Annotated in this window: 11 protein-coding genes, 1 tRNA gene and 2 pseudogenes; 8 read left to right on the top strand and 6 right to left on the bottom strand. The window is 56.5% G+C overall.

The window, feature by feature from the left end; translation table 11 throughout:
* Position 1: 1 nt before the first annotated feature.
* Positions 2–178: a DUF4169 family protein gene (locus PSQ90_RS16645; RefSeq protein WP_282211362.1), complete on the top strand. Its 177-nt coding sequence runs from the start codon at positions 2–4 to the stop codon at positions 176–178.
* Positions 179–317: 139 nt separating this feature from the next.
* Here PSQ90_RS16645 and PSQ90_RS16640 read toward each other — a convergent pair whose 3' ends face one another.
* Positions 318–797, bottom strand: coding sequence for an SRPBCC domain-containing protein (locus tag PSQ90_RS16640; RefSeq protein ID WP_282211361.1), 480 nt, complete (start codon positions 795–797; stop codon positions 318–320).
* A complete protein-coding gene (locus tag PSQ90_RS16635) occupies positions 781–1,131 on the bottom strand; it encodes an ArsR/SmtB family transcription factor (protein ID WP_282211360.1) in 351 nt (116 codons plus the stop codon). The genes PSQ90_RS16640 and PSQ90_RS16635 overlap by 17 nt, the downstream gene beginning before the upstream one ends.
* 147 nt (positions 1,132–1,278) lie before the next feature.
* Between PSQ90_RS16635 and PSQ90_RS16630 the strand changes: the two genes are divergently transcribed.
* Both PSQ90_RS16630 and eno read left to right on the top strand, forming a co-directional pair.
* A complete protein-coding gene (locus PSQ90_RS16630; RefSeq protein WP_282211359.1) occupies positions 1,279–1,920 on the top strand; it encodes a dihydrofolate reductase family protein in 642 nt (213 codons plus the stop codon).
* A 1,267-nt stretch (positions 1,921–3,187) separates the two neighbouring features.
* The gene (gene eno, locus PSQ90_RS16625; protein WP_282211358.1) at positions 3,188–4,465 is read left to right on the top strand and encodes a phosphopyruvate hydratase; all 1,278 of its coding nucleotides are present in this window, start codon (positions 3,188–3,190) and stop codon (positions 4,463–4,465) included.
* Between the two features lie 41 nt (positions 4,466–4,506).
* Here the strand turns inward: eno and PSQ90_RS16620 are convergent.
* The 3 genes and pseudogenes from PSQ90_RS16620 to PSQ90_RS16610 form a co-directional block, all read right to left on the bottom strand.
* Positions 4,507–7,619, bottom strand: a pseudogene (locus PSQ90_RS16620) (efflux RND transporter permease subunit).
* 14 nt (positions 7,620–7,633) lie between these two features.
* Positions 7,634–8,590, bottom strand: a complete 957-nt coding sequence (locus tag PSQ90_RS16615; protein ID WP_282211357.1) for an efflux RND transporter periplasmic adaptor subunit — start codon at positions 8,588–8,590, stop codon at positions 7,634–7,636.
* Positions 8,591–9,122: 532 nt separating this feature from the next.
* Positions 9,123–9,212 (bottom strand) — tRNA-Ser (locus tag PSQ90_RS16610).
* A gap of 145 nt (positions 9,213–9,357) precedes the next feature.
* Here PSQ90_RS16610 and PSQ90_RS16605 point away from each other — a divergent pair.
* The 4 genes and pseudogenes from PSQ90_RS16605 (at position 9,358) to PSQ90_RS16590 (ending at position 12,000) form a co-directional block, all read left to right on the top strand.
* Positions 9,358–9,531, top strand: coding sequence for a hypothetical protein (locus tag PSQ90_RS16605; protein WP_282211356.1), 174 nt, complete (start codon positions 9,358–9,360; stop codon positions 9,529–9,531).
* A gap of 144 nt (positions 9,532–9,675) precedes the next feature.
* On the top strand, positions 9,676–10,347 hold the full coding sequence (locus PSQ90_RS16600; RefSeq protein WP_282211355.1) for a 5-oxoprolinase subunit B family protein: 672 nt from the start codon (positions 9,676–9,678) through the stop codon (positions 10,345–10,347).
* Positions 10,344–11,251, top strand: a pseudogene (locus PSQ90_RS16595) (5-oxoprolinase subunit C family protein). Before PSQ90_RS16600 ends, PSQ90_RS16595 begins: the two are co-directional and overlap by 4 nt.
* Positions 11,248–12,000, top strand: a complete 753-nt coding sequence (locus PSQ90_RS16590; protein ID WP_328517553.1) for a LamB/YcsF family protein — start codon at positions 11,248–11,250, stop codon at positions 11,998–12,000. The pseudogene PSQ90_RS16595 and the gene PSQ90_RS16590 overlap by 4 nt, the downstream one beginning before the upstream one ends.
* A gap of 16 nt (positions 12,001–12,016) precedes the next feature.
* Here PSQ90_RS16590 and PSQ90_RS16585 read toward each other — a convergent pair whose 3' ends face one another.
* A complete protein-coding gene (locus tag PSQ90_RS16585; RefSeq protein WP_282211353.1) occupies positions 12,017–12,781 on the bottom strand; it encodes a FecR family protein in 765 nt (254 codons plus the stop codon).
* A 199-nt stretch (positions 12,782–12,980) separates the two neighbouring features.
* Here PSQ90_RS16585 and PSQ90_RS16580 point away from each other — a divergent pair, with 199 nt between their 5' ends.
* On the top strand, positions 12,981–13,721 hold the full coding sequence (locus tag PSQ90_RS16580; protein WP_282211352.1) for a glycosyltransferase family 2 protein: 741 nt from the start codon (positions 12,981–12,983) through the stop codon (positions 13,719–13,721).
* Positions 13,722–13,754: the final 33 nt, after the last annotated feature.

The following is a 13,754-nucleotide window of genomic DNA, read 5'->3' as shown; positions in this document are numbered from 1 at the left end:
GATGGCTGAAATCGTCAACCTCCGCACCGCCCGCAAACGCAAGGCCAAGGCTGCCGAAAGCGATCAAGCCGCCCAAAACCGCCAAAAATTCGGCCGCACCAAGGCCGAAAAATCCCTCTCCAAGTCCGAAGCCGATCAAGCCACCAAAAAACTCGACGGCCACAAACGAGATGAATAGTGGCGTGGGATTAGCTGACGAAATAGCCGAACTGCAGCTTTCGACCCCATTTCGGTCGTTCGGGACTGGGTCATAAAGTCCTGAAAGCGGTCAATCATGGCACTATGGCGGCGACCGCGGAACTCCAGATGAGCAGCGTTCAACCATCAAGCCAAGCGGCGAGGCCGTCCAGCGTCTGCAGCCCATACTCCACCGCACCGAAGCCGACGACGGCTTGGCGGCGTTCGCGGCTTGAGTGAAGTTGACGCATGGTCAACACGGTCTTGCCGTCGGTCTGCTCATCGAAGGTGATCGTCATATAGAAGCGCTCGGGGTCGTCGGGGTCCGGCGTGCCGTAGTCCACTACGATCAGCTCGTTCGGCACAAACTTCAGGAAGCGCATGAGATTGGGGATGCGCTGCTCTTGGCCCTCGAACACGCCCACCATATCGAAGCGCCAGACTCCGCCCTCGCTAATATCGGCCTCGTGGGTCTCGATGTTGAGGCCAGCCGGGCCATACCATTGCGCCAGCGCCGCCGGGTCTATCCAAGCGGCGAAGACTTTATGGATGGGGTGCTTCAGTACCTTGACCACTACGATTTCACGATCGAGCGACCAGGTTTCAAAAAGTTTTTCCATCGTCACTCTCCTCCCTCTTGTCCAAATATACTTCCAGCCGGTCGAGCTGCTCGGCGGCGCGCCGGCGCTCTGCTTCCATCCAGTTTACAGCCTCGTCAAAGCGCCCGCGCTCCAGCCGACACCAGCGGCTACGTCCACGTTTTTCGCTTATGATCAACCCGCAATCTTCCAGCACTCTGAGATGTTGAACGAACGAGGGAAGCGCCATGTCGAATGGCGCGGCCAAAACGCTGACCGGCACCTCCCCCTCAGCAAGCCGAGAGACCACCGCGCGGCGGGTCGGATCGCTGAGCGCATGAAAGGCAAGATCGAGTGGGGTCGAATGGTAAGGCATCAAACTCACTTAGAACGGATTGCGTGGCGGATCAATGATAATTAGGCACTTGTCTTATTATCTGGCGTAAAATACAAAGGCACTCACCTTAGTATCAGGTCTGCCGGATCTCCGGTAGTTTGCAAAACCTTCAGAAGGAGCCTGCTCATGGCCGTTCGTGTTGATCTTATCGTTTCACTTGATGGCTTCGCGACCACCACCGACCAAACCCCCGAAAAGCCCTTTGGCGAAGACTGGCCGCGCCTTGTCGGCGCCTATGTCGCGACGAGGACATTCCAGGACCGCGTGCTCAAAGACACCAGCGGCAAGGGGACAACTGGCATGGACGATGAGTATGCGAAGGACTACTTCGACAACATCGGTGCCGAGATCATGGGGGCCGGCAAGTTCGGGTTGCACAATTTTCCCGATGACCCGAACTGGAAAGGGTGGTGGGGCGATGAACCACCGTTCCGCTGCCCGGTCTTCGTCCTGACGCACACGCCGCGACCTTCAATCGAGATGGCTGGCGGCACTTCGTTCCACTTCCTCGCTGCAGATCCCGCCGAGGCGCTGCAGCAGGCTCTAGCGGCTGCAAATGGCAAGGACGTGAGAATTGGCGGCGGACCGAGCATGGTGCACGACTACCTGAAGGCCGGACTTGTCGACCGCCTGCATGTTGCCATTACTCCAATTCTGCTGGGGCGGGGCATACGCCTCTGGGACGATCTGCGCGGCCTGGAGGCCGGGTACACGGTGAAGTCGGAGACGGCCGAGAGCGGCACTGTGCACGTCACCTTTCAACGCTAGAGAACATCGAAAAAATGGAGAAGCAGATGAAATGGGTTTCCGGCCTCGTTGGCCTCGTGGGATTATTGGCTTTTCTGCTAGGCAGCCTATGGTTCCTTCAGGGGACCGGTTTAGTTGTAATGGAACCTATTGCTTGTGTCGGTGAATGCGAATCCGTCGAGGGGCCATCAATGCAGTGGGCAATTTCTGGCTTGGTGCTTTTGTTGGCCGGATGCGCTGCGGTTTGGTTTGCTTGGAACCGTCGCTAGGCGAATTTTAGCATCGGCTTTTTTTGACACAGTTTCGACTATTGCGCAGTAGGCAGCCGAAGACGTTCGTAGGACTCCTGAAACAGAACTGACAATTCTGTTTCAGGGGAGGGTCCTGCCCTTAGGACCACGGACCTTCGATAGCTCAGCCGTCCGCACCTCGGGTTACAAGCACAAAACCTGTCAGTCCCCTTCCCACCCCATCTCGGCCATCAACTGGGAGATGTTTGAACGGCGGCTTTGGGGCAAAAGCCGCAAAGCCACAATGATACAATCATTGGCGTAGCGAATATTCTACACCGCCATTCACCTTCCCACTCTCGGTGTCACCCCGGGCTTGACCCGGGGCCCATCGTGATATTTTTCCGCCCGCACGGCTGGTTGCGGCATGTCATGATGGATTCCGGCCTCCGCCGGAATGACCTTGTGAGGGTGAAAGGTCAGCGCGACGCCTTCCCACTCACATTTGCCCCCCTTCACACCGCGATCTCCCACTCTCGGTGTCACCCCGGCGAAGGCCGGGGTCCATCATGAGATTTGTCCGCCCTCACGACCAGTACGACCGTCACGATGGATTCCGGCCTCCACTGGAATGACCCTATGGCGATGGAACGTCAGCACCCCCCACGCAAAACTTATCCCCACCCCCAAAACCTCTGCCACAATGGTTGCACTCCCCACGCGATTGCGGGGTCGCGACGAACGGTCCGTGGGAGAGCAGATGGGTGGGAGGCGGTCGCGCGCTCCTGGGTCCGTGTGACGGGTTTGTCCGGCAAGGCTGGAACAAAGCGCTCCATAGTCCTGAAAGCCCATCGCATGCGGCGAGACCAGTCTCGTAACTTAAAAATCACATGAGGCCGGTTCTCGCCGCATGTCGCAATCTTTTAAACCGCAGGCCTCGTGCCCGGCGGCAAATCGGCTTGCCCGCCGCAAATATTTTGCCCCAGCCTATTTGCATTGTCATAAAGCGCGTCTAGACAGACACCACACTCAGTACATTCTCTTGGGAAGGGCTTTCCATGTCATCAATCATCCACGTATCTGGCCGCCAAATCTATGATAGCCGCGGCAACCCAACTGTAGAAGTTGATGTGGTACTCGATGATGGAAGCTTTGGCCGTGCAGCCGTGCCCTCGGGCGCATCCACCGGCGCCCACGAAGCCGTGGAACTGCGCGACGGCGGCAAGAAATATAACGGCAAGGGCGTGACCCAGGCCGTTGATAACGTCAACAATGCAATTTCTGACGAAATTCAGGGCATGGACGCGCTAGACCAGATCGGCGTTGATCAGGCCATGATCGATCTTGACGGCACGCCCAATAAGTCAAAACTGGGCGCCAACGCCATTCTCGGTGTCTCGCTGGCAGTTGCAAAGGCCGCCGCTGAATCAAGCGAATTGCCCTTTTATCGCTACATCGGCGGCCCCAACGCCCATGTCCTGCCTGTACCGATGATGAACATCATCAATGGCGGCGAGCATGCCGATAATCCAATCGACATGCAGGAATTCATGATCCTGCCCGTAGGTGCTGAAAACCTCGCCGACGCTGTCCGGATCGGTTCCGAAATTTTCCACACTCTCAAAAAGGCCCTATCGGCCGATGGTCACAACACCTCGGTTGGCGATGAAGGCGGCTTTGCCCCAAATCTGAAATCGGCAGACGAGGCGCTTGGCTTCATCATGAAGTCGATCGAGAAGGCTGGTTACAAGCCCGGCGAAAATGTCTTTCTTGGTCTTGATTGCGCCGCAACCGAATATTTCAAGAACGGCAAATACGCCATGGCCGGCGAGGGCAAAACCCTGTCCGCCGACGAAAATGTGCGTTTCCTCGAAGATCTGGCCAACCGCTATCCGATCATCACCATCGAAGACGGCATGGCCGAGGACGATTGGGACGGTTGGAAGGCTCTGACCGAGGCCATCGGGAGCAAGGTTCAGCTCGTGGGCGATGATTTGTTTGTCACCAATACCGAGCGTCTGGTATCGGGCATCAATATGGGCGTGGCCAATTCCATCCTGGTCAAGGTCAACCAGATCGGCTCCCTCTCGGAAACCCTCAACGCAGTCGATACCGCGCACCGCGCCGGTTACACCTCGGTAATGTCGCATCGCTCCGGGGAAACCGAGGATTCAACCATAGCCGATCTCGCCGTTGCCCTTAATTGCGGCCAGATCAAAACCGGCTCGCTTTCCCGTTCGGACCGTCTGGCAAAATACAACCAGCTGATCCGCATCGAAGAGCAACTCGGCTCCTCTGCCAGATATGCCGGTTATTCAGTAGTCAAAGGCCGCTAATTTAGCCATTCAGCGCCCGGCGACACCGCCGGGCGTGCCACTTATTCAGCCGCCGCAGGCGATGTATCATTGACGGCGTCCAACTCGGTCCGCAGTCGATTTTCCTCTTCAATGCGCGCCTTGGAAAAACGGGCCAACAGCATATAGGCGACCGGGGTCAGATAAAGCGTCGAGATCGCGGCGATGCTCAAGCCGCCAACCATCACCCAACCAAGAGCCTGCCGCGCTTCCGCACCAGCCCCTTCGCCAGCACCAGCGGCACGCCACCCAGAATTGTCGCAATCATCGTCATCATCACCGGCCGCAATCGAATATTGGCCGCTTCCTCAACCGCCTGCCGAACCGGCAAACCCCGATCCCGCAACTGGTTGGCAAACTCGACGATCAAAATGCCATTCTTGGCCATGATCCCCACGACCAGTACCAGCCCGATCTGACTGTAAATGTTGAGCGATCCCCCCGTCAAAAACAACGCATAAATGGCAGCAGCGACCCCAAACGGCACCGTCACCATGACAATCACCGCACTCCATATGCTCTCAAACTGAGCCGCCAGCACCAGTAAAATAATGACAATCGCAAACCCGAAGGTAATCAGCAGCCCATTATTCGCCTCACCAATCGTCTTGGCTTCCGCAAGCGGAATAATAGCCATCCCCTCAGGCAGCAAAGGACGAGCGATGGTAAGCGCCTGCTGATAAGCATCCCCCAGTGCCAGCCCATCCAGACTGGCAGTAACCGTCACCGCCCGCCTTTGTTCTTCTCGTCCAAGGGTAGGGGCAATCGGGGATTCAACAACATTGGCGATGGTAGACATCGGGACATATCGCCCATCACCCGTCTTGATAAACAGATTCTCCAGATCATGAGGATCATTGACCGGATTTTTGGTCGAGAGCATGCGAACGGTGTAGCTGGTGTCATTGATGAAGACATCACCAATATCCGCCCCATCAATCATCGCCTGCATTGTCGTTGCCAGACCATTGATATCAATGCCCAGCGCCGCCGCCCGCGCCCGATCAATCGTCAGCGTCAACTGCGGCTGGGTCGTATCGTAATTGACGTCGACATTGCCGAACGCAGGGTTCTCCTCCAGTTTGGTGGCAATAGTCTGGGCAGTATCTGCCAGACTGCCATAATTGTCCCCCACCACGGCGAATTGCAAACCACTCCCGCCGCCGCGAATGCCAAGGCTGTTGGATTGAAAAATCGACGCCCGAACCCCCGGCACCTGCGGCAGCAACCTATTGATGTCGGCGACAATTTCAGCCTGGCTACGGCTGCGCTCATCCCAGGGCGCGAGACGCAGTCCCAGGAAACCACCATTGCCGAACCCCGAGATAACGAAAATACTTGTGACCTCGCCACTTTTGACAAACGGCTGCAGTAAATCTTCGACCCGTTGCATTTGCGATCGCACAAAATCAAGGCTGACTGTGCTCGGGGCAGAAACGCGCAGATTGATCTGTGCTCGATCTTCTCGTGGCGTAATTTCCTGGCGCAACTGAGTAAAGACCAGATAGGACGCGCCAGCAAAAAGCGCCGCAACGAGCAGCACGACCAAAGGATTGTTCAGTGCCTGATGCAGGGTTGCACGATAAAGTCCACCCAACCACCGGCCAATCGAGCCCAGCGGACCACCTCCGTGGTGCTTGGCGTCATCTCCCGATTTCAGCAACCGCGACGCCAACATCGGCCCCAAGGTCAGTGCCACAATGGATGAAACGAGGACAGCCATCGCCAGCGTAAATCCAAACTCGCGGAACAAACGACCGGTTTGCCCAGACAAAAACGACAGCGGCACAAAGACTGCCACCAGCGTCAACGTGGTCGCGATGACGGCAAAAAACACTTCTTGTGTGCCCAACACGGCGGCTGCACGGTTCCCCGCGCCCATACTGCGTCGTCGCACAATATTTTCCAGCACGACAATGGCGTCATCCACCACAAGGCCCGTCGCCAGAACCAGCGCCAGAAGCGTCAGGATATTGAGCGAAAACCCCATCACATAGATACCGGCAACGGCACCGAGTAGCGCAATCGGCATCGACAGCGCCGGGATCAATGTAGCGCGCCAATCCAGCAGGAACAGGTAGATAATCCCGGACACGACCAGCAAGGCAACGCCGAGCGCAATCTCAACCTCATGCAAGGCGCCGTCGATGAAAACGGATTCATCGCTCGATATCTTGACATGAACCCCCTCGGGCAAAATTTCATTGAGCGTTTCAACAGCGGCTTCCACGCCGCGTGAAATTTCGATCATATTTGATTGGGCTTGCCGAACGATTCCCAGGCCGATGCCGGGGCTCCCATCCGAGCGCAATCCGGTGCTGCTGGCTGCCGCGTCAAACACGACACTGGCAACGTCTCCCAACCGGGTATTGCCTTTGATCGTCAGGTCCTCAAATTCGGCAGGCGTATTAACATCGGCTACCGCGCGAACCGAAATATTTTGATTGGCACCATTGATCGAGCCAGCGGGCGCGTCAAAGGCCATCGTTGACAAGGCATTGCGAACATCGACCACCGATAGACCAAGACTGGCGAGCTTGGCCTGATCAATGTCTACTTCAAAAGCGGTCTGCCTGGTGCCATAAATCTGAACATCTGCAACCCCTTCAACAGCCGCCAAACGCTCGGCAACCACATTGTCGACCAGATCGGACATTTCGGCGATACTCAGCGTATCCGAGGTAACTGCCAGCCGGATCGCCGCTTGCGCATCCGCGTCGGCCTTGAATATGACCGGGTCATCAGCCCCATCTGGCAGATTGCGCCCGGTTCGACTGAGCGCATCGCGGACGTCAGAAGTCGCCGTGTCCAGATCGGTGCCATCATTAAAGGCCAGTGTCACGCGGCTATTGCCGTTCGACGATCGCGAGGAAATCGATGCGACGCCCTGCACACGCGCTACAGCGCCCTCTATTTTGGCAGTGATCTCCCGGTCAACAGTTTCCGCTGCCGCCCCGGTAAAACTAGTGCTGATCGAGAGAACGGGTTGCTCGACGCTGGGCAATTCTCGGACTTCGACACCCAAAAATGCCGCGAGACCAGCAACCAGGATCAGGGCATTGATCACCATGGCCAAAACCGGACGTCGAACGAACAGCGCCGCCAACATACCACCGCGTTCGTTTTGCTGTTGAATTGACACGCAGGTTCCTAACGCTTGGAAATAGCAGGGCGCACACTGTCGGCGGTCTTCTCGTCGCCGGGACCATCGAGCAGCGTAACAGTCGCTCCCTCGCTCAATTGCAATATTCCTTCCGAGATGACGGCGTCGCCCGGGGTCAGGTCACCTTTGACCAAAACGCCATCACTGTTGCGCTGCACAATTTCGGCCATGACCTTGTGCGCTTTTCCATCAACGAACGTCCAGACATAGGAGCCCTCAGCCGACCACTGGATCGCCAAAGGATTAACCGCTGGAAACTCTTCGCCCGAAAATTTCATGTTGACAGAGAAAGACATGCCGGGGCGCAATATATTGTCATCGTTGGCAATGCGCGCTTCCACCTGAAGGGTGCGACTTTGCTGGTCAACCTTATTGTCGACGGCACTTACAACGCCGCTGAGGTTCTGACCGGGCAGGGCGATTGCATGAACCTCCACGGGCATGTTCATCGATATCGAGTTGGCAAACCGTTCTGGCACCCAGAAGTCGATGAGGATGCTTGATGCGTCCTCAATAGTGGTGACCGCCGTCTGTGCCGATAGATAATTGCCGGGACGAACCTGTATCAAACCGACAGCTCCATTGATGGGACTGACAATGTTGCGGCGCTGGAGCGCGTCCTCGGCCGTGCGCAACTGTAGGGTCGCCTTGTCGGCCGCCAACTGCACAGTGGCCAGGGCCGATCCCGCAACCAGATCCGACAGCGCGAGCCCTTGATTGCGCGCAAGGGTGGCTTCGGCATCGCTTGCCGCCAGTTGTGCCAAGTCAAAATCGATCTTTTCCTTGGTCGAGTCCAGTCGCCCCATAATTTGGCCAGCCTTGACCACATCGCCTGGGGCTACCAATAGTTCCTCGAGAGTCCCTCCTGACGGCGACCCGACTGTGACCGAGTGGATGGCATTGCCCTGACCAATGGCCGAAAGCGTATCGTTGATACTGGCCATGACCACTGGACTTGTGACCACCGACAATGTACGGCCAGCTCGCCCGGACGGGCGACCGGCGCCGGTCCCAGCTCGCCCCGCTCCGCCGGATCCTGTTGCGGCTACCGCAGTCGAATCTGAATTTGGCAGGACAATCCCGAAATTCGCCAGCGTCTGGTTTGCGCTAGGGACGTAGAGCACCCAGCCAGCGCCTGCGACAATAAGAATTACAAGGCAGATCAGCAACTGTCTAAGCAAGAGCGGGGGTATCCTCGAAAATTTGGTGCAGATGCCCGGCTCGACACCATGGGCATCTAAATAATGCACGATTTCCGGCCTTTGAGACATTAAATTGCGGTAACCTAAACAATCATCGCTCAAGGGATTTCAATACGCAGACGGGCTGCGTTCGTAAGCTTGCAATGCAGTTGGCAATGGCAATTCAACGCCCGCACGCATTCCTCGCCCGCGTACGACAAACGATTGAAGCAATTTATTGTGAATTCGATCCAAAAAATTCCAACGCAAGCTGCGCGTGGTCGAATTGTTCAAATGGCGGGTAGGGAGGGATTCGAACCCCCGGAACGCTTGCACGCTCGCCGGTTTTCAAGACCGGAGCAATCGACCACTCTGCCACCTACCCGTCGCCCGCCCCTTTAGCCATTCCAGACAACCGTGTCCATGCTATAATAAGATTTTGAAACATATGTTGATGAAAGCAAGGAGGTTATTTGTTCCGTAACAAGAATCGACGCACACTCGAATTCTAGGCACTTTGGAGGCGCATCGTGTTCACTCTGATAAACGCCGACGCCGACGACGAAGCAGAAATCACTGATCCCCAGGAAATCGCGGAATTGTTCGCTGCAATTGCTGCTGTCGCTATTGAAGCGATAGGGGCAGGGCAGGCAAAACAACTCTTCGAAGCTGTGGTGGAGCAGGACGGCAAAGACCCGAACTAGCGCTCCGCTAGTTTGTGTTGGGACTGAAACATCCGGGCTGGGCAGGCCCCGTGTAGATATTTGGCCGAACCGGTGTTTGGCTGGGAACTGCGGGGGCGGCAAGGCAGCTTGTAGCGCTCAAGCGCACCGGAGATACTTGTTCGAGTGGCCGACAAAATTCAAGAGTTGCGGCCAAAGATTGTGCCCCTGGGCGACCGGGCTCTGTTGGTCCGTTTTGCAACAAGCCTGTCGGCCGAAGCCAACGCCGCCGCAATTGGTTTCGCCCAAAATCTGGCAGACGCGCCACCCCAAGGCGCACTCGAAATTGTCCCAAGCCTGGTTTCGGTTCAGATCAACTATGATCCGACACAAATATCAGGAAGTCAGCTCTCCGCCGAATTGTCCCTGAGGTATTGGGGCATGAAAGCGGAGCCGTCCGGCCCAGCCCGAACCTGGAAAATGCCGACGCGTTTCGGTGGCGCAGCGGGTCCGGATCTTGAGGCCGTAGCGAATTCGCTGGAGTTGACGGTCAACCAATTCATTCTCGCCCACAACGCGGCTGAACTACGGATACTCGCCACCGGATTTGCCCCGGGATTTGTTTATGCCGGCTTCCATGAGGCCAATCTTCAAGTACCGCGCCGCGCAAAAGTTCGAGACCACGTGTCGCCAGGAAGTATTCTTTTTGCCGTAGGCCAAACGGCAATCGCTGCCACCCCTATCCCGACCGGTTGGCATGTTATTGGACAGACTGACTTCCGAAATTTTGACCCATCCATGCAGCCGCCAACGAAGCTACGCGCGGGCGATCGACTGATATTTGAAGCGGTGTCATGAGCGCAGTTATCCAAATTGAACGGGCCGGGCCGATGACAACCGTCCAGGACACCGGGCGGCGCAACGCGCTTAATCATGGCGTCTCAGCGTCCGGCCCCATGGATCAGTCTGGCTTCGCCTGTGCTGCTGCCGAAATAACGACCAGTGGGCGTTCGGGCATTGAATTTACCACAAGCGGCGTCGCCCTCCGCCTTCTCTCTGGAAATCTGAAAATCGGTGGCGCAGGCGGTAAATTTTTCGCACAACTCAATGGTGCGTTTTTGCAATGGCCATTGAACCGCGAATTAGTCGATGGTGACGTGCTCGATATAACGCCTGGGCCAACTGGAAATTTTGGCTATCTGAGGTTTGACCGCGAGATGGATATTCCGCTCATTATGGGAAGTTCCGCCACCAACACGCGGGCTGGTTTGGGTGGCTTCGAGGGCAGATCATTGAAAGCCGACGATCAGCTATCTTTCACGGGAAAGGGCGAAAGTGCCCCTGCACCGTACCATATCAATCCGGAACGCAGCGATCCAATTCGCTTCATCTGGGGTATTCACGCCGATCTGTTCGACCACGATGTGCGCCAGAATTTCGTCACCACCCCTTTCCAGGTTTCGGGGCAAATGGACCGCATGGGCATCAAATTGAATGATGCGCGGCCCGTTTTTGCAGCCGGAGACAATCTCGTGCTGGTCTCGGATCCTGTTGCGCCGGGCGACATTCAAATATTGGGCGATGGCACGCCTATCGTCTTGATGCGCGACCATCAGCCAACGGGGGGTACCCACGCATTGCCACCATTTTGACATCAGATTTAGATCGTTTTGCACAATTGCGACCTGGAACGCAGGTCTGTTTCAAACCAGTAACCGTTGAACATAGCGTAGCGCAGGACCGTCACGGGAGGCGGCTCTGACAACTATTGATCTCAATGCCGATCTCGGGGAGGGGATGGACACAGATGATGAACTCCTCGCCATCGTTTCCAGCGCCTCGATTGCCTGCGGGGGACATGCCGGGGACGCGTCAACAATCCGCCGAGTGCTGGCGCAGTGCGGGGAAATGGGTGTTCGGGCCGGAGCCCATCCAGGATACGTCGATCGCAAACGGTTCGGCCGTTTCAGGCTTGTGATGCCGCTCAAACAATTGCTTGACCAGCTACGGTCCCAAATCATGCTTGTCCGAACCATAGCTGACGAGGTCGGCGTATCGCTGGCGTATGTCAAATTGCATGGGGCGCTCGCCAACCAGACGGCGGAAGAGCTCGCCTTTGCAGTGGGTGTTTTTGGCACAATCCACGCGATGTCACCGTCAATGGCGGTTTTGGCACTTGATAACAGTCAGCAGGTCCGCGCCGCCATGGCCGTTGGTTTGCCGCTTATCCGAGAAGCCTACGCAGACCGCGCCTATACGTCTGCAGGCCAACTCGTATCCCGCAGCGACCCGGGCGCGGTTATCGAGGATACCGACGCGGTCGTGGAGCGCTGTCTGCGATTGGCTCGAAGGGGCGAAATCGTTGCTATCGACGGCACTGTTTTGACTTCGAAAGCACAATCCATCTGCCTGCATGGCGACACGCCCGGGGCTGTCCAATTGGCACGTAACGTCCGAAGTGCCCTTGAGGATGCTGGCGTCGATGTGGCGCCAACCAGCCCCGAAGTTTGAGGCGAATTGACCGACCCTATGGAGAATTGGGCGACCGCTGTCTCACCACAGTCCCCTTGTCACCACCAACTTCGCCGCTGCTATCGCTTAGACTGCTGGGCGTGGTGTTGGTTTCGTTCTTGGTGCATTTTTGCGCGCCTGCGACGCGGAAGTCCCGCAACAATGGTGATTGTACCTGAGCGTAGCGAAACGACATGGCGATCGGCGGACGGTCCGGGTTATCCTGCTCATATAGCAGCGCACCCGATCCTGATGCCTCAGCAACCTCGCACCGATTGTTCAGACCAACGCAATTGTTGCCCGCTGTACAAACGCTCAAGGCGCCTTCATACAGCATTACAAATGTCTGGCCCCGCGTCACAATGAAATCAAACTTGGTGCCGCGCACAGCAATGGCGGCCGTCGGGGTTTTGATCTGATAGGCCGATTTGGGACTGCGACCACTGATAAACCGAAAGGTCCCGGCTAGCGCATTGACCGTCAGTCGGTCGACTGTATTGCTGTTGCGCAGCAGGTAGGTCTCAATGAGCAGCGAACTCTGCGGACCCACAACCAACCGCGTCTGATCGGCAAACAGCAATTGCACCTCGCCCGATCTGTCGGTCACAAGGCGATCCCCAACAGATATGTCATCGCCCACCACCAGAGTGCGGCTGGCAGATTGGACCTCCGCACGCGCGTCGGGTTTTACCCCGACAGCGGTACCTTCGCCCGCAGCGTGCGCTGCAGTCAGGGATGATGCGGTAAGAATAAGCGCCAAAAGTAATTTCTGCATTTTCATGCCCCAATTCCTAGAAGCGTACCAATGAACCGTAGCTGAATAACGTCTGGAAAGCCGCCCTGTAATTTGGCGACGATTACTCGGCTTGCCGGTTCAGCATTGTCGCACGCTAACCTTATCAATCGTCCGGACCGATGTTGCTCCCACGAGCTGGGCAGGCTATTGCAGGAGACAAATCCGCCAGCGATCCAGGCTTGAAATGAAACTTGCTTTCGTAATCCCAGCTTACAACGAAGAAGCCCTGATCGGCAAATGCCTCGAATCGGTGGCGCGCGAGATTGCACGTACTGGCGCCGACGCGGAAATCGTTGTGGTCAACAACGCCTCAACTGACCGGACTGGCGAAGTCGCCCGCAGCTTTGCGACGGTACGCGTAGTCGACGAGCCAAAGAAGGGCCTGGTGAATGCCCGGGACGCAGGCTTCAATGCAACCCAGGCCGAGTTGATCGCCAATATTGATAGCGACACGATTGTTCCGACTGGCTGGATCGACACCGTTCTATCCGAATTCGAAAAAGATCCCAAACTTGTCGCGCTCAGCGGCCCCTATGTTTACTACGACATGTCGTGGAACAATCGCCTTCTGGTCAATGCCTTTTACGGTCTGACATATCTGATTTACATTCTCAATCGGTTCGTTTTGCGGGTCGGTTCGGTCGTGCAGGGCGGCAATTTTGTCTTCAAAAGAAAATCATGGGCCGACGTGGGGGGATATGACCGCTCGATCCAGTTTTTTGGCGAGGACACCGACGTCGCGGTTCGCCTTTCCAAAGTCGGCAATGTCAAATGGACGTTCGCCCTTAAAATGATGACGTCCGGACGGCGCCTCGAAAAAGAAGGCGTATTCCGCACTGCCGGCACTTATACGCTCAACTTTTTCTGGGTCACCTTTCGCGGCAAGCCCGCGACCAAGGACTATACTGATATTCGTCCCGACTGATCGGGACTTCCTTTCGCCAAATTGTCGTTTAAA

It is taken from the genome of Devosia rhodophyticola (assembly GCF_028816475.1).
In the GTDB taxonomy this organism is placed as follows: domain Bacteria; phylum Pseudomonadota; class Alphaproteobacteria; order Rhizobiales; family Devosiaceae; genus Devosia; species Devosia rhodophyticola.
This window is presented reverse-complemented; position numbering and strand designations above follow the sequence as displayed.

What these genes read in the sequence shown, in the direction of transcription:
- PSQ90_RS16630 (WP_282211359.1), top strand. Translation starts at nt 1,279, where the DNA reads ATGGCCGTTCGTGTTGATCTTATCGTTTCACTTGATGGCTTCGCGACC.
- PSQ90_RS16585 (WP_282211353.1), bottom strand. Translation starts at nt 12,781, where the DNA reads ATGAAAATGCAGAAATTACTTTTGGCGCTTATTCTTACCGCATCATCC.
- PSQ90_RS16615 (WP_282211357.1), bottom strand. Translation starts at nt 8,590, where the DNA reads ATGGCCAGTATCAACGATACGCTTTCGGCCATTGGTCAGGGCAATGCC.
- PSQ90_RS16580 (WP_282211352.1), top strand. Translation starts at nt 12,981, where the DNA reads ATGAAACTTGCTTTCGTAATCCCAGCTTACAACGAAGAAGCCCTGATC.
- eno (WP_282211358.1), top strand. Translation starts at nt 3,188, where the DNA reads ATGTCATCAATCATCCACGTATCTGGCCGCCAAATCTATGATAGCCGC.
- PSQ90_RS16635 (WP_282211360.1), bottom strand. Translation starts at nt 1,131, where the DNA reads ATGCCTTACCATTCGACCCCACTCGATCTTGCCTTTCATGCGCTCAGC.
- PSQ90_RS16640 (WP_282211361.1), bottom strand. Translation starts at nt 797, where the DNA reads ATGGAAAAACTTTTTGAAACCTGGTCGCTCGATCGTGAAATCGTAGTG.
- PSQ90_RS16645 (WP_282211362.1), top strand. Translation starts at nt 2, where the DNA reads ATGGCTGAAATCGTCAACCTCCGCACCGCCCGCAAACGCAAGGCCAAG.